This window comes from Opitutus terrae PB90-1 (assembly GCF_000019965.1).
GTDB classification, from domain to species: domain Bacteria; phylum Verrucomicrobiota; class Verrucomicrobiia; order Opitutales; family Opitutaceae; genus Opitutus; species Opitutus terrae.
This window is the reverse complement of the sequence record NC_010571.1, coordinates 5845881-5870987: the sequence shown is the minus strand read 5'-3', so window position 1 is coordinate 5870987 and position 25107 is coordinate 5845881. Positions and strand designations below refer to the sequence as shown.

Sequence of the window (25107 nt, the reverse complement as noted above, 5' to 3'; positions counted from 1 at the left end):
AAATCCCGACCGCGGTTTCCAGGCTGCTCGACCGGCGGGTTAATCCCCCGCTTGACGAATCCAGCGCGGCAAGCCCACAAAACCCGTCCCCAACCGACTCAACTATGGCAAAATACAAACTCGAATATGTCTGGCTCGACGGCTATCAGCCGATGGCCAATCTCCGCAGCAAAACTCAGATCAAGGAATTCGCCAGCTTCCCCAAGCTCGAGGAACTGCCCAACTGGGGCTTCGACGGGAGTTCGACCCGGCAGGCCGAGGGCAAAAGTTCGGACTGCGTGTTGAAGCCGGTGGCGGTCTTCCCGGACTCCACGAAACGCAACGGCGTGCTGGTGATGTGCGAGGTTTACATGCCGGACGGCAAGACGCCGCACCCGTCCAACACGCGCGCGACGATTCCGGACGATCCGGACACGTGGTTCGGCTTCGAGCAGGAGTATTTCTTCTTCAAGGATGGCGCTCCGCTGGGTTTCCCGAAGAACGGCTATCCTTACCCGCAGGGCGAATACTACACCGGCGTCGGCTACAAGGCCGTCGGTTCCCTGGCCCGCCAGATCGTCGACGAGCACATCGACCTTTGCCTCGATGCGCACATCAACATCGAAGGCATCAACGCCGAGGTGGCGAAAGGCCAGTGGGAGTTTCAGATTTTCGGCAAAGGCTCGAAGAGCGCGGCCGACCAGATGTGGATGGCCCGCTACGTCCTGCTGCGGCTTTGTGAAAAGCACGAGATCGACATCGAATGGCGCTGCAAACCCATCCGCGGGGCCTTCGATGCGCCGCTCGATTGGAACGGCTCCGGCATGCACTCGAACTTCTCGACGAAATTCATGCGCGAGGTCGGTGGCAAAACCTACTTCGACCGGCTCATGGCGGCGTTCAACAAGCTCATGGATGAACACATCGCGGTCTACGGACCGGAGAATCACCTCCGGCTCACGGGTCTCCATGAGACGCAGTCGATCGACAAGTTCACCTACGGTCTGGCCGACCGCGGGGCGTCGATCCGCGTCCCCCACAGCTTCATCAACAATGGCTACAAGGGCTATCTGGAAGATCGCCGGCCGAACTCCGCCGCCGACCCGTATCTGGTCGCCGGCCGCATCTTGAAGACGGTGCAGAGCGTGCCGACGAACTGATCGCGCGTCGCCATACGCTGAGTCGGGCGTCGGTGCCCTCTCATCATCTCGCAGCGCCATCCCCTCGCGGGGGTGGCGCTGTTTTTTGCTCGGAGCGCTGCGGCAATCGCGGCATCAACGAGCCTGCCCCACGCCGGCAGCCGCCGCCGGCGACGGCCGCGTGGGCGCGCTCCTCGGATGTCAAATGCTCCCGCTCTCCGTTCGTTGATCTGGGAATGGATTCAGGTCGCGCTGCTGGGCGCGAACCTGATCTGGACGACGCTGTGCCTCGGTGGATTTCGGGCGGAGACGATGGTGGTGACGAGCATGCTGACGGGGCTGTTATTCGTCGTGCACTTGTTGGCGCGGGCCGACGCGGCGGCGGCGCGGGTGTGGCCGGCAAATGGCGCGAATGGGGACGAATGGAGGGGGGCTGCGCCTGCGGTGGAGAGGGCCGAAGGGCCTCCTGATCCGGACGTGGCCCGCCGCATGAGCGGCGGGATGGAAGGCACGGCAGTCCTCCCTGCGCTCACGCGCAAGGCCACGCTGGCGCCCCGCCCTGGCGACGTTTCGCTGCATCCTGCCAGCTGGCTCGTGCTTCCTTTTCTGGTCTACGCCGCGGCGAACGTCGCATGGATCTCGCCGGTGCCGTGGCTCGGCTGGCGCGATTGGTTCGGCTGGGCGCAGCTCGGCATCATGTTCTGGGTCGCGCTCAATGGCGTGCGTTCGCCGGCCGCGCGGGGCACGCTGTTCACGCTGCTGCTGCTGCTGGGCCTCACCGCGGTCGTGCTCGGCTGTTACCAGCGATTCGTGCGGCCTGACTGGCTGATGCTCGGTCGCACGCAGGTGCAGCAATTCGTCGGGCGGGCGAGTGGATCGTTTGGCATTCCCAACAGTCTGGCCGCGTTGTTGCTGTTGCTGCTACCGCCGTGCTGCGCATTGGCGCTACGGCGCGGGGCGAGTGCGGTGCAGCGCGTGCTCTTCGGCTATGTCGCCGTCGTGTTCCTGCTCGGGCTCGGGCTAACGGTGAGCCGCGGCGCGTGGATCTCGCTCGCGGTCGTGCTGGTGGCCTGGCCCCTGTTCGCTCGCGGCGGTTCGTGGCGAAGGCGGCTCGGGTGGACCGCGGTGGTGGGGGTGACGCTGGGCGCGATCGCGCTGACGGCGTTTTTTCAGGTCGACCTGGTGCGCGAACGCTGGATCAAGCTGAAGCAGGACAGCGGCGAGTTGTCGCGGCCGATCCTGTGGCGGGGGGCGTGGAGGATTTTTGCGGAACACCCCGTCTGGGGCAGCGGGGCGGGGAGCTTCGCGGTCGCATTCGAGAAACACCGGCCGGCGACATTTCAGGATGATCCGCTGTGGGCGCACAACGACTATCTGAATACGCTGAGCGACTATGGCGCCGTGGGGTTCACGCTCTGCTTCGGTGCGTGGGCCGTGGTCGGGTGGGGCGCGCACCGGGCCCGGAAGCGAGGTAGGACGGGATTTCCGGATCAGGCGGCGCTCCATGCGGCGGCGGGATCGGGAGACTCCGCGCTACAAGACCCTCCCGTGACCGCGGCGGGCCTTCTCGACTCGGCGATGTTTCGTCGCGGGCTTGCGGCGGGGCTGGTGGCATTCGCGCTGCAGTTGTTCGTCGATTTCCATTTCAAGATTCCCGCGCTCGCGCTCGCGTTCGCGGTCGTCGCGGCGCTGTACGTCCAGGCGGCGTGGCCGCAGTGCCGCGCCCCGGCGGAGCGGGGCGACTTCTTCAAGGCGTGGGGTTTTGCCGCGGTCGCGTTCGCGACCCTGATCGGCCTGATCGGACACGTGCTACCGCTCTACCGCGCCGAAGCGCTGCGCTACGACGCACGGCGCGCGATCGACCGGCTGGCGGTGCGCGCGACACCGGTGTCGGAATGGCGGCCGGTGCTGACGGATGCGCTAAAAGCGCTGCAGCGCGCCAACCGGATCGACCCGACCAACGCGGCGGCGTGGGCGGACCTATCCTACGTGAAGGCGCTGTTCGCCTGGATCGAGCCGACGCGGCTGGACGCGTTCGCGATCGAGGCGGAGCACGCTGCGGACCGGGCGCTCGCGCTTTCGAAGGCTGATCCGGAATTCTGGATCCGGCGCGGAGTCGCACTCGACATGCGACGGCGACATCTCGAAGCAGGGGCGGCGTTTGTCCAAGCGGTGGCGACCGCGCCAGCATGGGCCGGCGCCTGGTATCATCACGCCTTTCACTTGAGTTTGATCCCGTCGCAGCGCGGGCGCGCGCTCGCGGCGGTGGAGTTCTGCTTGCGCCTTGACGCAGGAAACCGCGAGGCGCAAGCATTGCGTCGACGCCTGACTGAGTCTGGTGGCGCCCCCTGATCCCAGCTTCCATGCGCATCGTGAAATCGATTTCCTGGCTGCTGTTCTGCGGCCTCATGACTTTCCTGGTGCAGGGCGCACGGGCGGAACAGAACCGTGCGCCGGGCCACATCCGGGCGGTCAAGGTGCAGGGCACCGTGTATGCGACGAACCTCGCGACGCAGGTTCAGGTGCCGCTGACCGAAGGCATGGTCATTGGCCAGCAATACGTGGTGACGACGGGAGCTGACTCGATCGCGATTCTGCTCTTCTCGAACGGCTCGGCGATCAATCTCGGCGCCGACTCCACCCTTTCGATCGACGAGTTCCTGCAGGAACCGTTCGACAAGGAACTCGCGGCCGCGGATCTCGAGGAGGAGCCGACGACGTCGGTCACTAAAATCTCGCTCACGCGGGGCGAGTTGGTCGGCAACGTCAAAAAGATCAAACACGAGGCGGGCTCGTCGTTTGTGGTGAACACGCCGGTGGGCGCGGCGGGCATTCGTGGCACGACGTTCCGGATCGTGTTCCGGCCGACGGCGACCGGCCAGGTCTTCTTCACGCTGAGCACGGCTGAGGGCCGGGTGCTGTACGAAGCTCCGATCAGCCGGGCGGTCGCGGCCGTCCCCACCGGTCAGGAAATCGTGGTGGCCGTCGACGTGCAGGTTAACGCCGCCACCGGCACGGTGGCCGTGACCGCACCTCCCGTGGTCACGGGCACGCAGCCGATTCCGCCCGCAACCCAGGCAGTCATCGCCGTCGCCAGCCAGCAGATCGTGCAGGCGGCTGCTGCGGTGATTATCAGCACCACCCAACAGGCCCAAGCTGACCAAGCCGCAGCCGAGAAGGCGGCGGCGGAAAAGGCTGCGTCCGAAAAGGCGGCGGCGGAGAAAGCGGCCGCTGAAAAAGCGGCGGCAGAAAAGGACGCAGCTGAAAAAGCCGCCGCGGAGAAGGCTGCGGCAGACAAGGCGGCTGCAGACAAAGCAGCCGCGGACAAAGCGGCGCAGGAGCAGCAGCAACAAGAGCAGCAGGAGCAACAACAGCAGCAGCAGAACCCGCCGCCCACGGACAATCCGCCGCCCCCACCTTTGCCTCCGCCGACCACGCCGCCATCCAACACCACGCCGGGTGATGGGCTGTAAGCCGCGGACGGCCGGCGAGCGTCATTGCTTGTGATCCCGAGAACGAAGATCACGAAGCTGGCGTGGGCACGCTGGCTCGTGCTGCTGCCGATTCCGCTGGTGTGGTGCGCCGCGGCGCATTTCGGCACGCTGACGTTTCTCGAAAACAAACTGACCGATTGGCGATTCCGGTTTCGCGGGGAGATCGACGCGCCCGTCAAGCTGCTCTACGTCGACATCGACTCGCAGTCCGTCGCGGAAATCGGCGGGATGCCCTGGAGCCGGATGTATTTCGCCCGGGTCGCGGCGGCGCTGATCGAACGAGCGCAGGTCAAGGCGATCGGGATCGACGTCGTTTTCTCCGAAAACGGCGTGGCGGAGTCGGTGGACTGGAAGAAACGCGTTCAGGGCAACGTCGAGTTCGCGCGTTATCTGAGCAAGACTCCGTCGGTGGTGCTGGCGGCGTCGTATGCCGCGGCGGTGGACCGGGATATCTCGGGCCAACTGGTCTACCGCGAGTTGCCGTTGCTGACAATTGCGCGGGGCAAGGCCCAGCCCTCATTGCCGGAACTGCCGTCGTTCAGGATCAGCGAAAAGGATCCCCGCCGCCAATGGAGTCCTGCCCTCATCGGGTTGATCGATACGCTGGACGGCGACACGCGGACGGTGCCGCTGTTCGCGCCGTCGGAGGTCCGGACCTATCATCATCTCGCGCTCGAACTGGTGCGGCTGCACGACGGAGTCGAGTTGGACGGCATGAAGATCGAGCGCGATCACATCGATCTGGTGAAACCGGACGGCTCGCTGGCGCGCCGGATTCCGCTGCGCGACCGCCAGTTGCTCGAGGTGAACTGGTTTTCGGCCTGGCAGTCAGCGCGTAATCCGCGGATCGGGTTCTCCACGGTCTACAGCTACGCGGAGATGCTCGCCTCGGAGAAGCCGGAGGAGAAGGCGGCGGCCGAGCAGTTTTTCGCGCAGCCCGAGTTCAAGGACGCGATGGTTCTGATCGGGCCGGTCGACCCACTGCTGCAGGATCTCGCGACGACGCCGTTCGACGAGGTGCCGGCACCGAAAGTGGGCGTACACGGCAATGTCGTGAAAACGATCCTCTCCGGCCACTACCTGCAGTCGCTCCCGCGTTGGTCGGGGGTGGCCTGGCTGGATTTCGCGGTCGTAGTCCTGCTGACGATCAGCGTGACCGGTTTGGCGACCAAATCCGGGACGCGGAGCGTGTGGACCAAGGCTGCCGCCCTGCTGTTGCTCGCGGCCTATGTGGGCGCAGCGTTGTTGCTGTTCAAGACGCAGCACCTCCTGCTGCCGATGACGGCGCCGCTCGGAGCGGCGTTCACCACCAGTTTTGTGGGCGTCATCTGGCAGTTGGTCGACGAGCAGAAGCAGCGCGGGCGGATCAAGGGCATGTTCGGCACGTATGTTTCGCCGCAGCTCGTGGACCGGATGATCGAGTCCGGCGAGTCGCCGCAACTGGGAGGCCACGATGCCGAGATCACGGCGTATTTTTCGGACATCCAGTCGTTCTCGACGTTTTCGGAAAAACTCGGTTCCGGCCCGCTGGTCGAGCTGATGAACGAGTATCTCACCGCCTGCACCGACATCGTGCAGGAGGAAGGCGGCACGCTGGACAAGTATATCGGCGATGCCGTGGTCGCGATGTTCGGTGCGCCCATCGCGCTGACGGATCATGCTTATCGCGCCTGCGTCGCGTCGCAGCGGGTGCAACGGAAGCTCGGCGAACTGAGGCTGAAATGGCAGGCGGAGGGGGCGAAGTGGCCGGAGATCGTCGGGCGGATGCAGTCCCGGATCGGACTCAACACGGGCGTCTGCATGATCGGCAACATGGGCAGCCGGACCCGGTTCAACTACACGATGATGGGCGACAACGTGAACCTGGCCGCGCGGATGGAGAGCGGCGCGAAGAGCTGGGGCGTCTTTTCAATGTGCACCGACGCCACCAAAGTTGCTTGCGAGCAGCACGGCGCGGATCGCGTGGTCTTTCGCCCGCTCGGCCGGATTGTGGTGAAAGGCCGCACGCAGGCGGTGCCGATTCACGAGATCGTCGGGTTGAAGGAGCATGTCACGGCGCAGACCCACGAGTGCATCGCGCGGTTTGCCGCCGGGCTCGAGTGTTATTCCCGCCGCGATTGGGTAGGCGCGCTCGCGCTCTTCGCGCGCAGCGCCGAGCTGGAGCCGAACATCCCGGGGCCGGCGTCGGGAATCAGCAGCAATCCTTCACTGGTTTATCAGAAAATCACCGCGCACTACCGAGCGGAACCGCCGCCGCCGGATTGGGACGGTGTGCAGGTGATGCAGGAAAAGTGAAGCGGATGGACTGCTTGGGCTCTAGGCCAGGGCGGTGACCTGACTGGGAACAGCCAGTTCACCGAGGTGGCCTACAGGAAGCTCCGACACTGAGGCTCACGTAAAAAAAAGTTCGCCCACTGCTCCCTAACTTGCTGTTGTGGCGCTCCCCTCGTGACTACCCCGCTCGAAGCCTATGCCGTCATCGACGGCGCCGTCTGCCAGCTTGGCCGTCTGGGCACTCGCATGCTCTGCCACGCGCCGATCGCCACGGCGATTGTGGAATTCCGTCGCGGCCCGCTGCGGACGTACGTGCGCGAACACCCGTTCGGGCTGCTGCCGGGGATCCCGAATCTCTACTGCGTCGACGGCGCGAACCGGCTGCTGTGGATGGCGGAATGGCCCGACGCGAGCGATCCGTGCGCGGCGATTCTCGACGAGGTGGACGGCGAGCTGATCGTGAAGTCGGTCCGGGGCGCGATCGTACGGATCGAAGCGGAGACCGGCCGGTTGATCAACTGGACCGATCGGATTCAGGCAGCCGGGTAGGATCGCGGCTTGCGCGTGCGGGGGAGCGCGGGCGCCCCGCCTGCTCGTTGGATCGTGCTATGCCCGGCGCGGGTGCACGACAGCAAGACCGTGCGGCCGAGGGCGGCTGCGGCCCCAACGAGCCGGCGTGCCCGGGGATCAGCTCGGCAGTCGGCCGACTTTCGCCGGCATCGGCAGCGGTGCGGTGCGCGACGGCATCGGGGCGTAGTGGGGCGGCGTGAGGCCCGTGACGAGTTCGCCGATCTTGACGGGCTGGCCAGTCTCGAAACAGCGATTGGCCGCGATGCCCACGAGGATCGAAGCGGCGCCGCCACGCTCATCGGAGGCGCGCTGGTATTTGTCGGCAGGAACTTCCGGAAGGAAGATCTCGTCGAGCATCACCTTGTCGCCACCGCCGTGGCCGCCGGTGCCGGTCCACGGCTCCAGCGTGCGGGGTTCCCCGCGCAGCGGGACCACGCGGGTCGTGACACCGCCGGCCGCGATGCCGCCTTGGACGGTGTCGGTGCCATTCACGTAGACCTGCTCGACGATCGTGTGCTCGAGCCGGCCGAGCGTGCCGTTGAACGCGATCGTGTAGCCTTCCCACGCGTTGAAGGCGTTGAGCGAGTAGGCGAGCGTGACTCCGTTATCGTAGTTCACGAGGACGTTCATCGTGTCCTCGATGTCGATGCGCGGATTCCACACGCATTGGTCGCGGAAATAGCCGTCGTAGCGCTCCTGGTCGAGGTAGAGCGACTTCAAGCTCGGGCTGGCGGCGAGATCCATGAAGAACCCGCATTTTTCTTTCTCGGGGCAGGTGTGGCAGCGCTCGTGGTGGCTCTGCAGCCCGAACCGCTTCGCCATCGTCGGCGTGTAAAACTCGCGTTTGCCGGTCGCCATCACCGTCGCGGGCATGGCGCCGAGCCACCAGTTCACGAGGTCGAAGTGGTGCGTCGCCTTGTGCACCATCAACCCGCCGGAGTTCTTCTTCTCGCCGTGCCAGCGGCGGAAATAGTCGGCGCCGTGGTGCGTGTTGAGCATCCAGTGGAAATCGACCGAACGTACCTCGCCAATCTCGCCGCTCATCAGGATGTCCTTCACCTGCGTGCGCGGCGGGGAATAGCGATAGTTGAACGTGACCCGCAGGTTCCGGCCTGACTTCTTCCTGGCGTCGAGGATCCGCTGGCACTTCTCGGCTGTCGTGGTCATCGGTTTTTCGGTGATCACGTCGACCCCGGCGAGCAGCCCGCGTACGATGTAGTCATCGTGCGTGGCATCGACCGTCGTGACGATCAGGATATCCGGCTTGGTCTCGGCGAGCATCCGGTCGAAATCCCGGGCGAGAAACGCTGGCGGGGGCGTGGCCTCGTTGCGGGTGGAGCGGGTGCGGGCCAGTTCGAGCCGGCCGGCATTGGTATCGCAAAGCCCCACGAGTTCGGCGTGCTGCGGGTAAGTGCGTTCGATCGCGTCCTGATACATGTGGTGCCGGGATCCGACGCCGACGATGGCGTAGCGTTTGCGTGAACCGGTGGGACGGGTGGTCGCGGCAAACAACTGGGGACCGAAAGCGGCGACGCCGATGCCGGCCGCAGAAACCGTTTTCACAAACGTACGACGATTCATGGGGGAAGAGACGGGGTTTTCGGACATAAGGGGGTGAGCAAAGCAGGAAAGCCGGCTCGCGGGATCTCAAGCGCGGAGCCGCGCTCGTCGTTGCCCCGACGCGCGGCCGCGGCCGAGGATGCGCCGACCGGGCTGGCGTTTCAGGCAGACAGTCCGAACACGCCGCGGAGCGTTGTCGCCGGTAGGGACGGTTCTCCAAGCCCATCCGCGGAGCGCTCGCCACCTAGCGCGGGGCCTCCGCGCCGGCCGGTTTCGACCGGTTTGCGCTCGACAGGCACGGGCGCCGCTCAGCTGTGGCTGTGCGAGCCGCCCGTGTGCGCATCGGTCCATGACCGGACCGACGGACTATTGACGGCGAAGAGCTGCCAGATGCCGAACACCAAGCCGAACGCGACGGTCACCAGCATGAAGACGAGCCGCTGCGTGCCGTGAGGCTCAGCTTGCTGCGGAAGCAGCCACCAGAAGGCGGCGGCGCCGATCGCCAGGGAGGCGAGGATGCAGAAAATACCCCAGGTGATGCCGGCGCAGCGCGCGCAATCGCAACGCAGGACAATGCTGGCGGCCGTGCCGACCATGACGAGGTCCCACACGAGCGGGAAAAAGAGCGGGAAAGGCGCCGGTTGCGGCGCTACGTGCAGCAGCAAAACGGTTCCGGCGATGGCAAAAAGAGCACTGCTGAGCAGCACGCAGAAGGGCAGCTTTTTCATGCGAGGGGTAACCGAACTGGGGTGCCTTACCGTGGGGGGTTTCCTGTAGCCTGTCGAGGGTGGAGATCGGATGTACCGAATGAAAATTCAGCGCGGAGTTCCGCGTGGCCGCGAAACAAGTGTGAAATCCCGCGTGAGGTCCGGCCACGGCCGGTCAGGGTGGTGGACGCTTCGCGGGCCGCGGCTGCAGGAGTGGATCGAGGATGGCGCGGATCAACTCCTGCGGAGGTTTCGTCACCGGAGAGGGTTGCCGATACGAGCCATGGCCCAGAGGCCGTTCCCGGCGTGCGTCGCTGATGTAGACGGTGAGCTGGATGAGATAGGATTTGAAGTCCCAAGCCCAAACGTCGTCGTAGGTGACGATCGCCTCGGTGTTCTCCGGCATCATCGTCAAATGGCCGGCCGAGGCTTCGCGGCCGAGTTCCCGCAAACGCCGGACGATCAGCTCGTCGATGTGCCGGTCGTCGTTGAGCCGGTGCACCACATAGAAGCGCTGGTAGCGGCTCAGATCGGCGCCCGGACTCCGGCGCGTCTCGACGCTCGAGCAGGAGACGAGCAGCGCCGAGAGAAGCACCAGCGCCAGAATTGGTTTCATCGCGCTGGCAACGAAGGGGCAAGATCACGCGGTTGGCAACGGCTGTTCGGAACCGGCACCGGACGACCGCAGGTCGGCGGCCGCGAACTGGACGCGGGTCCAAGCTTGAGGTGGCCGCCCCGCGGTCGCGGTGACGGCGCATTGCGCATACAACGCGCCGAAGCTGGCCGCGTCGAGCTGGAGCCGGACGCGATGCGGACTCGAGCTGCGGTCGACGTGGACGAGCGCGAGCATGTTGGTCTCCAGCCAGCGGCGCAGCCGGTAGAAGGGAAGGTAGTGGCGTTCCGCCACGGCATGCCGCAGGTCGAAAAAAGCGCGCAGCACCGCGGCCGGATTGGGGGCACCCGCGAGCATCAGCCGGAAGTCCAGCGCGGCATTCAGTTCCTCGTGGTCGCCGTCGCGGGTGATCGCGGCGAGCAGCTGATCGACGACGGACAAACCGTGGTTCAGCGGGCAGGCGGCCGGAGAGACAGGGTGGGAAGCCGCTGATTCAGCGGATGCGAAAGAGAGAGACATTGGCGTGGTTAGAGGAAACGGCGCGCGGGAAACAGCCGGCGCGCACGTGGCGGGGGGGAAAAGGGTCGCAGCGGATCAGTGGGCCTTTAAATAACTTTTCAGCATCCAAGACGTTTTCTGGTGCCATTGGATGCGGCCGATCGCGAGATCCTGCGTTTCGAGGTCGTTGGCGTCGCCGGCGGCGTCGCGTGCCGCGATCGCATCGGTGATCGCCTTTTCATGCGCCACGATGAGCCCGGCGACCAGATCGCGCGCGGGCACTGCGCCGCTGGGGAACTCCTCGATGCCGGCGCGCTTCGCGAGCGTCTGCAAACCACCCGGCGGATAGGCGTCGAGTGCGCGCACGCGCTCGGCAATTTCGTCCACCGCTTCGAACAACGCCTCATATTGTTTCTGGAACGCTTCGTGGAGCGCGAAGAAGTCCGAACCTTCCACGTTCCAGTGAGCGTGGTGCGTGTTGGCCAGCAGGGCGTAGGAGTCGGCGAGCAGGAGATTGAGGGCGGAGACGACAGCGGAGTCCGTCTTGGTCTTGGCGTCGGAAGCGGTTTTCATGCGTCCAGTATAGGAAGCGCGCATCGACTCCGCAAATCGGCAGGGTCGGAATTCCGTTCAGGCCAATCCCGGAATCGCTCAGCTCGCGGTTGCGGGCGTTTTCGCTCCCCGTTTGCCGAAGAAGCGCCGCCAGGAAAGAGCGAGGCCGGTATAGACCAGGAAGCAACCACCGAGGGACGCGGCGCCCGCGGCGAGCTGGCCCGCCCAGCCGAGCGCTTCGCCGGTGTGCAGGAATCGGGTCCAGCTCCGAAGCTGGCGGCCGGCCGATTGGTCCGAAAATGCCTCACGCCGGATCACGTCGCCGGTGAATGGATTCAGCGTCACCGTGGTCGTCGCGGTGCGCGGCCAAGTCGGTGGCGTCTTGACGACGAACGTGGCCGGCTCGGCTGCGAGCGCGACCGCGTCCGTTCGCTGTGCGGATGCAGACGTGGTTATCCGCGCTCCCGGAACGCCGCTGCCGGGCACACTGAGCCGGAGCGTAATTTGCTCCCAATCCGGAAATGCAGCGCGTACCGCGGCGAACTGCGCGTCGCGCGACAGCGGCTGCGCTCCGGTCGTCGGCGCGGGCAGCTCGACTGCCGGCGATCCGGTCCCCGGCGGGCCTTGGCGGGCGGGCGGTTCCTCCCCGACGAGGCGGTAGACGAGGGCGTTGCCCCAGCGGAACGAAATCGGCACCGCCGTGAGCGTGAGCACGATGAGCACGGGTGCGCTCCAGAGGCCGATCACGTTGTGCCAATTGAAGTCGCGTGGTTTGCCCTCGAGGCCGCGCTGAAACCACACCACGCCGCGAATCGACCGCCACGACCACCGGCGCGGAATCCACAAATACAGCCCGGTCGCCGCCAGCACGAAGAACGCGAGATTGCAGATGCCGTTGATCAGTTTGCCCGTCGGACGGTGATCGCCAGTCAGCGCCAGAAACCGGTGCCAGTCTTCCATCACGTGCAGGAAATCGTGCATCCGCGTCGACGCCGGCCGGCGAACGGCGCCGGCGTAGGGGTCCACGAAAACGGTGGCGTCGCGGCCGAGCGACACCGCGACCGCGCTGCGCGGGTTGGACGAGATCGTGAGTGAGCCGGGCTTCGCGTCGGGTTTCACGGCACGGACGCGCGCGAGAAGCTCTTCGACCGGCAGTCGCGCCGCGGAGCCCATGGGCGGCTCAATCTGGCGTGCGTCACGCTCGGACCACGTGACGAGTTGTTTCTCGAACGCGAGCGTCACGCCGGTGAAACACATCACGGCGATCGAGAGCCCGGCGATGATTCCTGCGATCAAGTGGAGCCAGAAGATGGTCCGACGAATGGTCATGAGTCTTGAGCCGGTGTGGCGGTGGATCAGAAGCGGTAGCCTACGCGCAGGCTGAGGCTGCGCGGCGCGCCTAACTCGAGCGCCGCACCGGTGGTGCCGTTCACAAAATAGGTCTCGTCGAGGACATTTTCGAGGTTGAGGGCAAGGTCCCAATGCGTGCCCATCCGGTAGAACAATCCCGCGTCGACGCGCCAATAGCTCGGCAGCAGCAGCGGATCCGGCGCGGCGCTCGTGCGCGCGGCGGACCACCGCTGGTCCTGCCAGATCAGGCCGACGCTGACGCCCAGGTTTTTCAGCACGCCGGCGGCGAAGTCGTAGCGATTGTAGAGCGAAAACGCCCACGGCGGCGTGCGCTCGGTACGGCTGCCCCGAAGGCGACCTTCACCGCGATAAACCGAATCGAGATAACTCGCGGTGGCATTGACCCGCCAGCCGGGGAGAGGGCGAGTCTCCGCTCCGAGTTCGATGCCCTTGGTGAGACGCCCGCCACCGGTCTGCGTGTAGAAACGATTCCCGTTCGGGTTCAGCTCCGCAGGACTCGACTGCACGAGCACGTTGTCCAGCTCGGTGCGGAAGACGCTCAGGGTGAGCGTCGATTCGGAGGCGGGCAGATCGAGTTTCGCGCCGACCTCGAGATTGGTCCCTGTCGTCGGGCCGAAGCCGCCGGTCTGGCCGGCGGCGTTCTCAAAGGAGCTGTCGGCCGGTGAATAGCTGGTCGAGTAGCTCGCATACACGGCGACGGCCGGACTGACGTTGAAAACCAACGACGCGTTCGGCGTCACGTCCCCTTTACGGGTGGCCGTTAATGCCTCGAGGTTTTGGGGCGGCGGTGCTGACACGGCTGAGTAGTCGCGCTCGAACTGCTGCTCTCCGTAGCCCAAGCCCAGCGTGAGCGTCCATCGGCCATCGGCGAAGGACGTCTGATTTTGGAGGTAGGCGTTCCAATAGAAGTCATCGTTGAGGAAGGCGTTCACCAAAGCCGGACGGTGGTCGACCAGCGGACTCACCGGCACGCCGGTGTAGAGGTCGATCGGCGATTGGTCCGGCTGCGTGGCGGCCGCGCGGGAGTAGGTAAGCTGGTAGAAACGACCGTTGAAGCCGAGCAGCGTGAGATTTTTCGCGCCCGCGAGCGGCGTAAACTCGTAGGACGTATTGAGGTCGAACGCGTGATTCTGGCGGCCGATCTCACTTATCGCCTGACGGCGCGAAACGACCCAACGACCCTCAAGCTGACGAAGTGAAGCCGTCTGGACGAGAAACTGGTTGGAATCGCTGTCGGATTGGATGAACCGATAGGCGACGTGCGCGTGCCAGGCGTCGCTGAGCGCAGCGCGGAAGTCGAAACCGGCGATCGTGTTTTCCAGGACGCGCTCGCCTTCCGAATAGTTCTGCGACAGCGGCGTGAGATCGGCGGTGTGGATGGGGCCGGTCAGCCCGTCGGCGGTCGAGAGCGACGTGGCCGGAGAAATCGAAACGGCGCGGCCGGCGCCGAACGGCTGCCGCTGCCAGAGGAATATCGGGGTGAGCTCGAAGCGGTCATCTTCGCCGAATTTCCACGTGAGGGCGGCGAGAAGCCCACGGTTCCGATCGTTGATGCCGTCTTTGTAGGAGCCAAGGTTCTGGACGAGCGCGGCGGCGCGATAGGTCACTTTCCCGTCGGGCGTGAGCGGACCGCCGGTGTCGATTGAGACCTCGAGCGAACGATTCGAGCCGAGGTCGAGGCCATGGCCGGCGTAGCTGGCGGCACGAACTTCGGCGCGGGCAAACGGCCTTTCCGTCGGACGCTTCGTGATCAGATTGATCACGCCGCCCGGCACGGTCGCGGCGCCATACTGGAGGCCGGCGGGACCGCGGAGATAGACGACCCGGTCGACGCTGAACAGGCTTGGGCTGAACGTGCCGCCGGCGAGCAGCCCACTGAAGCCGTCCACCATCGTCTGGTCGGGGCCCATGTCGAAGCCCCGCGACAGGAAATGGTAGCTGTCACCATCCTGGCTGCGCGAGAAGACGCCCGGCACATAGCGGAAGGTGTCCTCCAAGCGAACGAAGTTCTGCTCCCGGATCCGCACGCGATCCAGCACGGTAACGCTGCGAGGGGTCTCGTGAAGGGTTACGGGCAGCTTGAACGCGGTGGAGTCCTCGTAGGTGAGCTGGCGCCCGCTGACATCCAGCGCGGTCAGCACGATGGGCGAGTCCCAGTTGGCGGCGACGAGATCGCCGTCGAGCGACTGAGCCTGCAGCATGGCGGTGGCGAGGAGAGAGCAGAGGCAAGTGCAGCACGTGCGGATGGCGGAAGTCATCGGCGCACTTGAAGAAGAGACCGGGTCTCATCTCAACCCAAAAGTGAGACGGCGTCTCACTCTCAAGTAAAGATGGCATTTGACGCGGCGGGCGCTCAGGAGCTTTATCCGCTCATGCCGAACACGTTGACCGTCGATCTCGGGCACCGCAGCTACCCGATCGTCTTTGCGGCCGATGTGCGTAATAACGTCCGCGATCAAGTCGCAGAGCTCACCACCGCCGGCCGCAAAGTGGCGGTGTTCACCGACGAGCAGGTGGCATCGGCCCAAGTCGGGGCGCTGGAAGCGATGTTTGGCTCCTCACCGCGACTCGCGTTCGCGCCGGGCGAATCCGCGAAGTCACTCGCCTCATTTGGCCGCGCGATGGATTTCCTGGCTGCGCAAAAAGTCGATCGCCGTGGTGTCGTCTTCGCTTTCGGCGGCGGGGTAATCGGCGATCTTGCCGGTTTCATCGCGGCGAGCTGGCTGCGCGGGATCGATTTTTATCAGGTGCCGACGACGTTGCTCGCGATGGTCGACAGCTCCGTCGGCGGCAAGACCGGGATCAACATCCCGGCCGGCAAAAATCTCGTCGGGGCGTTTCACCAGCCGCGCGGCGTGTTCATCGGGACGGATTTTCTGCGGACGCTGCCGGCGCGGGAATTTGCCGCGGGTATGGCCGAGGTCATCAAGTATGGCCTCCTCGGCGACGCGGCGCTGCTGGAGCTGCTCGAGCGGGCGCCGTTGAGCTTTGTGAGTCCCGAACTCGCCGGTGTGATTCGTCAATGCTGTGCGTTGAAAGCGGCCTTCGTGCAGGCGGACGAGCGGGAACTCGCTCCCGAAGGCGGCCGCGCGTTGCTTAACCTGGGCCACACGTTCGGTCACGCCATCGAGCAGGTGACCGGCTATGGCGTCTACCTGCACGGCGAAGCCGTGGCGATCGGGATGTGCGCGGCGGCGCGGTTGTCGGCAAAGCTGGGCCACCTCGGCGGGGCGGACGTGGCGCGCGTCGATGCGGTGGTTGCGGCGCACCGGCTGCCAGTGAAGTTACGGACACCGCTCGTGCTGATGGACCTGTTGGCCGCGATGGCGCGCGACAAAAAAGTGCGCGCGGGCATGCCGCGCTTCGTGGTGCTCCGAAAGCTCGGTGAAGCCGTCACGCAGGACGACGTACCCGCGGAACTCGCGGCGGAGTGCTTCCGCGAAGTCGGCGCGAGCTGAGAGCGGCGCGCTAACGCGCGCGGCTACGCGTCCCACACGTGGCGGACCGGGAGGGAGCAGCGCTCGATGACGTGGTCGGTTGTAGACCGCCTCGATGAGGTGGCTGCATGGAGCACACGCCCGGCCAGGACGCCGGCCTGGCCTACCGTTTGGCGCGCGGTCGTGCTTAGAAATGAGGACCGCTCGGGACGCTCGGGCATTCGGGAGAAAGATTGCTCTGGGTGCAGCACCTTGCTCCCTTGTAGGTGACATCATGTCCGCCATCGACGAAGGCATCGTTCGCGAGTATTTCGAACAAAACGGATTTCTGGTCCGCCAACCGCGGAAGTATCAGGTGGCCGCTCGCCGGAAACACGCCGAGGAGGAGATCGACCTGATGGTCTACAATCCGGCCTGGCAGCGTGGGTCGCGCAAACCCGACTTCTTCCTGTTTTCGAGCGAGCTGCCGTTCGTGCAGAAGGCGGTCATCTCGGTCAAGGGCTGGCATACGGGCGTGTTTACTCCGACCATGCTGAAGAGCAGCCCGGAGATTTTCAGTTTTCTCGAGCAAAACGTGCTGAAGGAGGCGGCGCGCTTTTTCCCGCAGGCGGCCGACGAGGAGGCGGATGGACCGCCGACGAAAGTCCTGGTGCTGCCGAGTCTGCCCACTGCGGAGCCGTTCCGCTCCCAAAGTGTCGAGCTGCTGAAAAGCCACGGCGTCGACGCGATCATCTCGTTCCGCGCGATGCTGCTGGACCTGCTCGAAAAGATCGAGGTGAACCAGAACTACTCGAAGAGCGACGCGCTGCAGGTGATGCGGATTTTGAAAAACTACGACCTGCTGAAGGATCCGCAGCTGGACTTGCCCGGAGCGATTGCGCGCCGGAAATGACCCGCTCCACCGCCGTGATTCATGCCACCGCCATCATTGAACCCGGCGCGCAGCTGGGGGCCGACTGCGAAGTTCACGCGCACGCGATCGTGCGGAAGCACAGCCTGCTCGCCGATCGCGTGGTCGTGCATCCGTTCGCCGTCGTCGGTGGAGATCCGCAGTATCTGAAATTCGATCCCGCGACGGAGTCCGGCGTGAAGATCGGCTCCGGCACGGTGATTCGTGAACACGTGACAGTGAACCGCTCCATCCACGCGGGCGAATTCACCACGGTCGGCGAAGGCTGTTTTCTGATGGCGAGTTCGCACCTCGGGCACGATTGCGTGCTCGGAAACCAGGTGGTGCTCGCGAACGCGGTGCTGCTGGCCGGCCACGTGGCGGTGGGCGATCACGCGTTCCTCGGCGGCGGGGCTGCGGTGCATCAGTTCTGCCGGATCGGCGACGGCGTGATGATCGGCGGCCACGCCTCGATCACGCGTGACATCGCGCCTTATCTGATGGTGGCGGAACGCGACGCGGTGGCCGGCTTCAACGTCGTCGGCCTCAAGCGCCGCGGGTTAAGCCGGGAGTCGATCGGCGAACTGAAGCGGGCGTTTCACGCGGTCTTCTTCACGCCGGGCAACATTCGGTCCGTTGCCGCGGAGACGCTCGCGACCGGTGGTTTTCAAACCGCCGAAGCGCGGCGGTTTCTCGAGTTTTTCAGCGAAGGCAAACGGAGCTTCGCGCGCCCGCGTCGCGGCAGCGGCGGCGAAGTTGCCGCGGAGTAGCATCGGGGTCCACGTCTGCATTTCACCGGCTTCCGCGGTCCGCCTTCCTTCCACCATGAGCAAGCTCCCAAACACGACCAAACTCGCCCTCACCTGCGGCGATCCGGCAGGGGTTGGACCCGAGGTGATCGCCTCCTGGCTCGCGTCGCCCGCCGCAGTGTCGCAGGACGTGGTGGTGATCGGCCCGCCGCGCTGGCTCGAATCGCTGCCGGCGGGAGTGCGCAAAATCGCAGTCGGGTTGGAGGACTTTTCCGCTACACCGGGCGCGCCCGACGCGGATGGCGCGCTGGTCGCCTGGGCGGCGATAGAGCGGGCGGCGGAAGGTTGCAGGCAGGGCGAGTTTTGCGGCGTCGTGACCGGGCCGATCAGCAAGGAGCGTCTGGCGAAGATCGGCTATCCGTTTCCCGGACAGACTGAGTTTTTCGCCGCGCGTTGGGGCGGCGAGCCGGTGATGGCTTTTGCTGGCGGCCGGCTGCGCGTCGTGCTCGCGACGTGGCACATTCCGCTGCACGAAGTCGGCGGCCGGCTCGGGCCGCATCTGCTGCATCGCGCGGCGCAGGCGGCGACGGAGATTGCGCGGATTGATTGCAGGGCGGGGGCTCCCGTCCACGCCGCGATCGGGGCGAACGCAGTCAACGACCGGTGGGGGCAGGGCATCCCTCCCGACAAACCGAGGATCGGCGTGTGCGGGTTGAACCCGCACGCGGGGGAGGGCGGGTTGCTCGGTTACGAGGAGCGCGATTTCATCGATCCAGCGCTCGACCACCTCCGCACCGAGTTCGCCGGGCTGTCGCGTTGCCAGCCGGCGGATACGATCTTTGCGCGGGCGCTGCAGGGCGAATTCGACGTGGTGATCGCGCTCTACCACGACCAGGGACTCGCGCCGTTGAAGACGATCGATTTCGACGAGTCGGTGAACGTCACGCTCGGCTTGCCGTTCGTGCGAACCAGCCCGGACCACGGCACTGGTTTCGGCATTGCCGGGAAGGGCGTGGCCCGCGCGACCAGCTTTGCGAACGCAGTCACGGTCGCACGCCAGTTGATCGCCGCGCGGGCGGAGCCGTAGGGAGTCCGGGCTCGACGAGCCCGGCTACCGTGACCGTCGCACGGAACTGTGGCCGGATCTTGCAGTTTTTCCGGCGGCCTGCTCCTTGCGGGTCGTCCATGTCCGAACTCGCCTCCGCTCCTGTGCCCGCTCTGCCGCCCGCCGCTGCTTCCGCCAGCGGCCTGCCGGAGGGCGTACGCCTCGGCAACGAGAACCTCGTACGGCTGACGCCTGCGGCGGGAACGAAGGTGGCGGCCTTGCTCGCACGCGAGAACCAGGGGGATTTCCTCCGGATCGCGATCACGGGCGGCGGCTGCAATGGCTTGAGCTACAAGATGAAGTTCGTCCCGGAGCCGAGGCGCGGAGACCTCCTGGTACGCACCGCTGGCGCGGAGGTGTTGGTCGACAGCAAGAGTGCCCTTTATCTCAAGGGCACCCAACTCGATTACTCGTCGGCCATGGTTTCCGGCGGCTTCAAGTTTTCCAATCCCAATGCCAAGGCGAGCTGCTCCTGTGGCGAAAGCTTCAGCGTCTGACGCCCGCCCGACGGCGCGATCAGGGGGCCACGCACCACTTAGATGTTGTCAACGGCCTCCAACCCGGCGAGAACGCGCGCGACCCAGTCACTCGATCACCCAACTTAATTGATGGCCAATTCGTTTCCTTATGCCGGTGGCGGCCGCCCCGGTTCTTATCAACGTCGCAACGTCGACCCTTTCGCGGCGATCCGCCGCAATCATCGGATCAAGGTCCCGCAAGTGCGTGTGATTTCGCCCGAGGGCAAGCAGCTCGGCGTCCTTGATACTCCGAAAGCCATCAATCTCGCGCTCGAGAACGGGCTCGATCTCGTCGAAGTCGCGCCCAACGCGACGCCGCCCGTGTGCCGGATCATGGATTTCGGCAAATACGTTTACGAAGAGCAGAAGAAGCACACGCACTCGAAGTCCACGGCGAGCAAGATCAAGGAAATCGAGTTTAGCGCGCGCATCGCCGAGAACGATTTCTTCACCAAGCTCCGCCACGCCGAGCAGTTTCTCAGCCACGGCAACAAGGTGAAGCTGCGGCTGAAGTTCCGCGGCCGCGAGATGGCGCACACCGAGATCGGCTTCAACGTCATGAAGCGCGCCGTCATCGAGCTCGCCGGTATGGGCCATCCGGATGCGGACCCGAAACTGATCGGCCGCAATATTCACGTGATGCTCAGCCCGCTGCCGGTGAACAAGCGCAAGCCGAAGTTCCACGTGCCCGGCGAGGACGACATCGAGGAAGACGACGAGGCGCCGGAGAACGTCTCGAGTCCGGCGGAAGCCTGAGCGCGGCGCATGCCTGCGGCGGCCCGACGAATCCTCCTCGGCCTCGCGGTCGCAGTGGGAATTTCGTCTGACCTGCATCCTGCCGGAGGCGTGCGCGCTGCACCCACCCGACCCGGCGCCACCGCGGCGCCGGCTCCGCGCGGCTCCGCGCCGACGACTTCGGTCGCGACGGTCAGCCGGCAGAAACCCCCGCCGGCACCCGCGACGAAACGCGCGCGGACGGTGCCGACGGTCGGCCTCGCGTCCGCCGCGGCGAAGCTCGGATTGAAACTGTCCGTCGACCGCCCGGGCCGGATGATCGAATTGACCGATGGTTCGCGGCGGATGGAGCTGGAGCTCGACAGTCGCGAAACGAAAATCAACGGCCTGCGGTTCTTCCTCGGCGAGCCGGTGACGAGCAAAGGCGGGGGCTTCCAGATCAGCCACACGGACTACGAATCCTGTCTCGTGCCGCTGTTGAAGCCGGCGCTGGCGCCCAACCGGCCGCCGGAGCCGAAAATCATCGCGCTCGATCCCGGCCACGGCGGCAGCGACACCGGCACGCAGAATCCGCGGCTCGGATTGCAGGAGAAGATGTTCACGCTCGATGTGGTATTGCGGCTGAAAAAGCTGCTCGAATTCCGCGGCTACACGGTCGTGCTCACGCGCGATGCCGACGAAAAAGTGGATCTGCCGCAGCGTGCGATCATTGCCAACCGTGCGCAGGCCGACCTCTTCGTCAGCGTGCATTTCAACTCGCTCTATCCCGACACGAAGACGAGCGGAGCGGAGGTGTTCACGTTCACGCGCGCCGGACAACGTTCCGATCAGTCCCGCGGTTTCGGCCAGGAGGACGACACCGAGGACGATCCCGCGCCGGTAAACCGTTACGATGTGTGGAGCGTTGCGCTCGCGCAGGCATTGCACCGGGAAACCATCGAGGGCCTGCAGCTCCCCGATCGCGGGCACAAGACCAAGCACCTCGGCATGCTGCGCGGACTCCAGTGCCCGGCGGCGCTGGTCGAATCCGGTTTCCTGTCCAACGACGCCGAGGCGAAGAAGATCTCCACGGAGGCGTATCGCCAGAAGATCGCCGAGGTGCTGGCCTCCGGGATCGAGCGCTACGCGTCAGTGGTGCGAACCTTGCGCCGGAAGTAGACGTGGAGAGCCCGCCGTCCGGGCGGGCTGTTTGGTTGGTGATGATGCCAGCGGGCGGGGACGCGCGTTCCACCTTTGGGCGTCTTCGCTGTCGCGCCGCGCGGCAAAATCGTTTTCGTGACCGCATGCTTTTTCGCTTCTGCTCCCGGTTCGCAGCCACCGTGACGCTCGGGCTGCTCATGTTTTCGCCGCTCGCCGCGTGGGACTACACGGGCCATCGCATCGTCAACCAAGCCGCGCTCGCGTCACTGCCGGCCGACTTTCCCGAGTTCGTGCGCGCACCGGCGGCCGCCGAGCGGATCGCTTTTCTCGCCGGTGAACCGGACCGGTGGCGCAACGTCCCCGACCTGCCGATCAAGCACGCCAACGGGCTCGATCACTACTGCGATCTCGAGCACCTTGCGGGAGCGGGCGTGGATCCGCGGACCGTGAGTTCGCTGCGATTCGAATTCGCGCTGACGTTCGCCGCCGGGCGCGCGGCGCATCCGGAAAAATTTCCGCCGATCGATCCGGCGAAGAACGCCGATCGCTCGCGGGAGTGGGCGGGATTCGCGCCGTGGGCGGCGGCAGAGTATTACGGCAAGCTCAAGTCGGCGTTCTCGTATCTGAAAGCGTATCAGGAGCACGGTGGCACGCCGGTCGAAATCGAGAACGCGCGCGCGAACATCCTCTACCTGATGGGTGTGATGGGTCATGTCGTCGGCGACCTCGCGCAGCCGCTGCACACGACGATGCATCACCACGGCTGGGTCGGCGAAAATCCGCACGGCTACTCCACCTGGACGGGCATTCACGCCTGGCTCGACGGCGGGTTGATCGCGCAGACCGGTGTCACCGCCGGTGAAGTCTGCGCGCAGGTCCGGCCGGCGCATGCGCTGTCTGTCCAGCCGCGGGCCGATGGACGCGATCCGGTTTTCGTGCAGGTGATGGACTACGCGCTGGCGCAGAACGCCCGCGTCGAGCCGCTCTATCAGCTCGAGAAAGCGGGCAAGCTGGCGCCGGAAGCGGCGGATTTAAGCGAGGCGCGGACGTTCATCTGCGAGCAGCTGCAGGTGGGCGGCGAGATGCTGGGCTCGATCTGGCTCACCGCCTGGCGGAACACGATTCCGGATGTCTACTTGCAGGGCGAGTTGCTGAGGCGGCAGCAAGCCGCGGCGACCGCGCCGGCGCGCTGATCAATCTTTCTTCGGCCCGCTCCGGTAGTGGATCACGCGCACGGGTTCGAGTGTGACCAGGCCGCCGCCCATCATGGGGTCGAGCACGGCGAGGAACGCGTTGATCTTCTCGGCCGCGTCGACGATCTCGATCACCATCGGCAGGTCGTCGGAAAGCCGCAGGATCTTGGCGGTGTGCAGATGACTCGCGGCGCCGAAGCCGAGCGGACTGCGCAGCACGGTGGCGCCTGCGAGTTTCATTTCGCGGGCCTTGAGCACGATCGCCTCGTACAGCGGGCGGTGTTCAAACCGGTCTGACTCGCCGATGAAAATTCGTAGCAGGGTGGCGTCTTCGGGCAGGTGCATGATCAGGAGCCTTTCAACGAGTTGAGTCCAACCGCCGCGATGTGACCCAGCCACACCGCGACGAGACAGAGCACAAGCGAGCCGACAACATTGCCACCGGCGCGGCCCCAGTCGCCGTCGCGCAGCAGGTTCAGCGTTTGCAGACTGAAGGAGGAAAACGTCGTAAACCCACCGAGCACGCCCGTCATGACGAAGTGCCGGCCCGTCGCGCCGACGAGCATGCGTCCCTCGGGCGCGGTCAGCGTGGCGAAAAAACCGATGATGAAACTACCGACGACGTTCACGACCAGCGTGCCCCAGGGAAACGTCTCGCCGTAGTGCTGCGCGACGAGACCGGAGAGGGCGAAGCGTCCGACACTGCCGAGGGCCCCGCCGAGGGCGATATACAGGTAGAGCGACATGCGAGCGAGGTGGATTCATCACAACCATGTCGCGAATGCAGCTCGAAAAACGGGCCGTGATGCCCACGCTTGGCCTGTTTTGCGCTGGTTTCCCCGACTTTGCACTCTGCTCGCGTTGCTGGGCGCGACCGCGGTTCGCGGTGACGAGCTGGCGGCGCGCGTCGTGCTGCTGGCCAACAGCGAGGATCGCGATTCCGTGCGCGTGGCCGAGCACTACGCCGAAGTCCGCGGCGTGCCGCGCGAGAACATCGTCACGCTGCCGATGCCGCTTTCCGAGACGATCAGCTGGGCGGAATTTGTCCGGACGATCTGGGAGCCGCTCGCGGTGGAACTCATGCGGGCGCGATGGATCGACGCGATTCCGATGCGGCTGACGGATGCGGTCGGCCGGACGAAGCGGGCGGTCTCCGGCCATCGCATCGCTTACCTCGTGGTCTGCCGCGGGGTGCCGCTGCGGATCGCGCACGACCCGGCATTGTATGAACCGGTACTGCCGTTCACCAACAACTCGATTTTTCGCACGAATGCCGGCGCCGTCGACTCGGAACTCGGCCTGCTGGCGAATCCCGGTTACGCGATCAACGCCTTCGTGCCGAATGCCCTTCACCGCAACGATGCACCGTCGGCCTTCGAGCGCGCGGCTGTGATCAAAGTGTCGCGGCTCGATGGGCCGACGGTGGACGACGCGTTAGGCCTGGTTGATCGTGCCGTCGCGGCGGAACAAACCGGACTGCTCGGCCGCGCCTATGTCGACCTGGGCGGCAACCATCCGGACGGCGATCGGTGGCTCGAGTCGGTAGTGCGGCAGCTGCGCGAGGCCGGTTTCGATCTCGATGTCGATCGCACTCCGTCGACCCTCCGCGCGACCGCGCGGTTCGACGCGCCGGTGTTGTATTTTGGCTGGTATGCCGGCGCGGTGAACGGGCCCTTCAAGTTGCCCGGCTTCCGTTTTCCGCCGGGCGCGATCGCGTTGCACATCCACAGCTACTCGGCCCAGACGTTGCGCTCGGCGGAGGCGAACTGGTGCGGGCCGCTGATCGCCCGCGGCGTGACGGCGACGGTCGGGAATGTTTTCGAACCGTATCTGCAACTCACGCACCGGCCGGATCTGTTGCTGCGCGCGCTGCTACGCGGAGACACTTTCGGCGATGCCGCCTGCTACTCGCAGCCCGTGTTGAGCTGGCAGGCGATCGCGATCGGCGATCCCTTGTTTCGGCCATTCGCGCGTGCGGCGACGGACAGCGAACCGGGCGAAGTCCCATCTCAGCGGCTTGCAGGTTACGCGGTCGTGCGCGAGATGCTGGCGCTGGAAGCTGCGAAACGGCCGGACGAGGCGCTGGTGCTCGCGCGGCGCACGCAGCGCGATCAACCAAGCTTCGCGGTCGGCCTGGCGCTCGCGCAGCGGTTGAAAGCCGCGGGCGACGAGAGCGGCGCAGCCGACGCGGTGGGGTTCGTGCCGTTGCTGGACAGCTATCGCAGCGATGAGTGGGCGCTCGCCCGCGAAGCGGCGAACCTGCTGCGGGGTGCCGGTCGCGCGCCCGCCGCAATCGAGGTGTTCGACCGACTCCTGCGTTCGCCCGGCATGCCGGCGGGCGTGAAGAGCGCCTGGCTGCCGGACGCGATCGCGGCGGCGGATGCCGCGAAGGACCTGCAGCGTGCGGAGAACTGGCGGCAGGAGCTGCGAACGTTGGAGCCGCGCCGCGCGGAAAGCGCCGGCTCGCCGCCGCGGCAGTCGCGTCCGGGTGGGCGGGACGCCCGCGTTCCCAACGGCGGGGCCGCGGCAGCAGAGCCGGCTACCCCGGCGGTCCGCGATGTGGAGGGCCAACGATCCGATTAGG

Annotated in this window: 23 protein-coding genes; 14 read left to right on the top strand and 9 right to left on the bottom strand. The window is 65.7% G+C overall.

Annotated features, from left to right (window positions below; translation table 11 throughout):
• Positions 1-104: 104 nt before the first annotated feature.
• The 5 genes from OTER_RS23040 to OTER_RS23020 all read left to right on the top strand — a co-directional run bounded on the left by OTER_RS23040 (position 105) and on the right by OTER_RS23020 (position 7435).
• The gene (locus OTER_RS23040; protein ID WP_012377353.1) at positions 105-1139 is read left to right on the top strand and encodes a glutamine synthetase beta-grasp domain-containing protein; all 1035 of its coding nucleotides are present in this window, start codon (positions 105-107) and stop codon (positions 1137-1139) included.
• Positions 1140-1316: 177 nt separating this feature from the next.
• Positions 1317-3470 carry an O-antigen ligase family protein gene (locus tag OTER_RS23035; protein ID WP_012377352.1) on the top strand — a complete coding sequence of 718 codons (2154 nt, stop codon included), beginning with the start codon at positions 1317-1319 and terminating at the stop codon, positions 3468-3470.
• An 11-nt stretch (positions 3471-3481) separates the two neighbouring features.
• Positions 3482-4591, top strand: a complete 1110-nt coding sequence (locus OTER_RS25505; RefSeq protein ID WP_012377351.1) for a FecR family protein — start codon at positions 3482-3484, stop codon at positions 4589-4591.
• Between the two features lie 30 nt (positions 4592-4621).
• Positions 4622-6907, top strand: coding sequence for a CHASE2 domain-containing protein (locus tag OTER_RS23025; RefSeq protein WP_012377350.1), 2286 nt, complete (start codon positions 4622-4624; stop codon positions 6905-6907).
• A 153-nt stretch (positions 6908-7060) separates the two neighbouring features.
• Positions 7061-7435: a hypothetical protein gene (locus OTER_RS23020; protein WP_012377349.1), complete on the top strand. Its 375-nt coding sequence runs from the start codon at positions 7061-7063 to the stop codon at positions 7433-7435.
• 138 nt (positions 7436-7573) lie between these two features.
• On the opposite strand, the gene OTER_RS23015 is transcribed toward OTER_RS23020, so the two are convergent.
• The 7 genes from OTER_RS23015 to OTER_RS22985 all read right to left on the bottom strand — a co-directional run bounded on the left by OTER_RS23015 (position 7574) and on the right by OTER_RS22985 (position 15015).
• Positions 7574-9037, bottom strand: a complete 1464-nt coding sequence (locus OTER_RS23015) for a Gfo/Idh/MocA family protein (protein ID WP_202796014.1) — start codon at positions 9035-9037, stop codon at positions 7574-7576.
• A gap of 287 nt (positions 9038-9324) precedes the next feature.
• Complete coding sequence (locus OTER_RS23010; RefSeq protein ID WP_012377347.1) at positions 9325-9744, bottom strand: hypothetical protein; 420 nt, start codon at positions 9742-9744, stop codon at positions 9325-9327.
• A gap of 154 nt (positions 9745-9898) precedes the next feature.
• On the bottom strand, positions 9899-10339 hold the full coding sequence (locus tag OTER_RS23005) for a hypothetical protein (protein WP_012377346.1): 441 nt from the start codon (positions 10337-10339) through the stop codon (positions 9899-9901).
• A 24-nt stretch (positions 10340-10363) separates the two neighbouring features.
• Positions 10364-10777, bottom strand: coding sequence for a hypothetical protein (locus tag OTER_RS23000; RefSeq protein ID WP_044891974.1), 414 nt, complete (start codon positions 10775-10777; stop codon positions 10364-10366).
• Between the two features lie 153 nt (positions 10778-10930).
• Positions 10931-11407 carry a Dps family protein gene (locus OTER_RS22995; RefSeq protein WP_012377344.1) on the bottom strand — a complete coding sequence of 159 codons (477 nt, stop codon included), beginning with the start codon at positions 11405-11407 and terminating at the stop codon, positions 10931-10933.
• A 78-nt stretch (positions 11408-11485) separates the two neighbouring features.
• On the bottom strand, positions 11486-12715 hold the full coding sequence (locus tag OTER_RS22990; RefSeq protein ID WP_012377343.1) for a PepSY-associated TM helix domain-containing protein: 1230 nt from the start codon (positions 12713-12715) through the stop codon (positions 11486-11488).
• A 26-nt stretch (positions 12716-12741) separates the two neighbouring features.
• Positions 12742-15015, bottom strand: coding sequence for a TonB-dependent siderophore receptor (locus OTER_RS22985; RefSeq protein WP_012377342.1), 2274 nt, complete (start codon positions 15013-15015; stop codon positions 12742-12744).
• A gap of 114 nt (positions 15016-15129) precedes the next feature.
• Here OTER_RS22985 and aroB point away from each other — a divergent pair, with 114 nt between their 5' ends.
• The 8 genes from aroB to OTER_RS22945 all read left to right on the top strand — a co-directional run bounded on the left by aroB (position 15130) and on the right by OTER_RS22945 (position 22523).
• Positions 15130-16215 carry a 3-dehydroquinate synthase gene (aroB, locus tag OTER_RS22980; protein ID WP_012377341.1) on the top strand — a complete coding sequence of 362 codons (1086 nt, stop codon included), beginning with the start codon at positions 15130-15132 and terminating at the stop codon, positions 16213-16215.
• Positions 16216-16468: 253 nt separating this feature from the next.
• The gene (locus tag OTER_RS22975; protein WP_012377340.1) at positions 16469-17086 is read left to right on the top strand and encodes a hypothetical protein; all 618 of its coding nucleotides are present in this window, start codon (positions 16469-16471) and stop codon (positions 17084-17086) included.
• Positions 17083-17853, top strand: a complete 771-nt coding sequence (gene lpxA, locus OTER_RS22970; RefSeq protein WP_012377339.1) for an acyl-ACP--UDP-N-acetylglucosamine O-acyltransferase — start codon at positions 17083-17085, stop codon at positions 17851-17853. The genes OTER_RS22975 and lpxA overlap by 4 nt, the downstream gene beginning before the upstream one ends.
• Before the next feature lie 55 nt (positions 17854-17908).
• Complete coding sequence (locus tag OTER_RS22965; protein ID WP_012377338.1) at positions 17909-18919, top strand: PdxA family dehydrogenase; 1011 nt, start codon at positions 17909-17911, stop codon at positions 18917-18919.
• Positions 18920-19017: 98 nt separating this feature from the next.
• Positions 19018-19434: a HesB/IscA family protein gene (locus tag OTER_RS22960; RefSeq protein WP_012377337.1), complete on the top strand. Its 417-nt coding sequence runs from the start codon at positions 19018-19020 to the stop codon at positions 19432-19434.
• Positions 19435-19545: 111 nt separating this feature from the next.
• Entirely contained in the window at positions 19546-20211 is a 666-nt protein-coding gene (gene infC / locus OTER_RS22955; RefSeq protein ID WP_012377336.1) for a translation initiation factor IF-3, read from the top strand.
• 9 nt (positions 20212-20220) lie between these two features.
• Positions 20221-21348 carry an N-acetylmuramoyl-L-alanine amidase family protein gene (locus OTER_RS24710; protein ID WP_012377335.1) on the top strand — a complete coding sequence of 376 codons (1128 nt, stop codon included), beginning with the start codon at positions 20221-20223 and terminating at the stop codon, positions 21346-21348.
• 125 nt (positions 21349-21473) lie between these two features.
• Positions 21474-22523: a phospholipase C/P1 nuclease family protein gene (locus OTER_RS22945; protein ID WP_012377334.1), complete on the top strand. Its 1050-nt coding sequence runs from the start codon at positions 21474-21476 to the stop codon at positions 22521-22523.
• Here the strand turns inward: OTER_RS22945 and OTER_RS22940 are convergent, their stop codons facing one another.
• Together OTER_RS22940 and crcB are read right to left on the bottom strand one after the other, a co-directional pair.
• Complete coding sequence (locus tag OTER_RS22940; RefSeq protein WP_012377333.1) at positions 22524-22868, bottom strand: DUF190 domain-containing protein; 345 nt, start codon at positions 22866-22868, stop codon at positions 22524-22526.
• A 2-nt stretch (positions 22869-22870) separates the two neighbouring features.
• Positions 22871-23269 carry a fluoride efflux transporter CrcB gene (gene crcB / locus OTER_RS22935; protein ID WP_012377332.1) on the bottom strand — a complete coding sequence of 133 codons (399 nt, stop codon included), beginning with the start codon at positions 23267-23269 and terminating at the stop codon, positions 22871-22873.
• A 79-nt stretch (positions 23270-23348) separates the two neighbouring features.
• On the opposite strand from crcB, the gene OTER_RS22930 reads away from it, so the two are divergent.
• On the top strand, positions 23349-25106 hold the full coding sequence (locus tag OTER_RS22930) for a TIGR03790 family protein (protein ID WP_012377331.1): 1758 nt from the start codon (positions 23349-23351) through the stop codon (positions 25104-25106).
• Position 25107 lies beyond the last annotated feature (1 nt).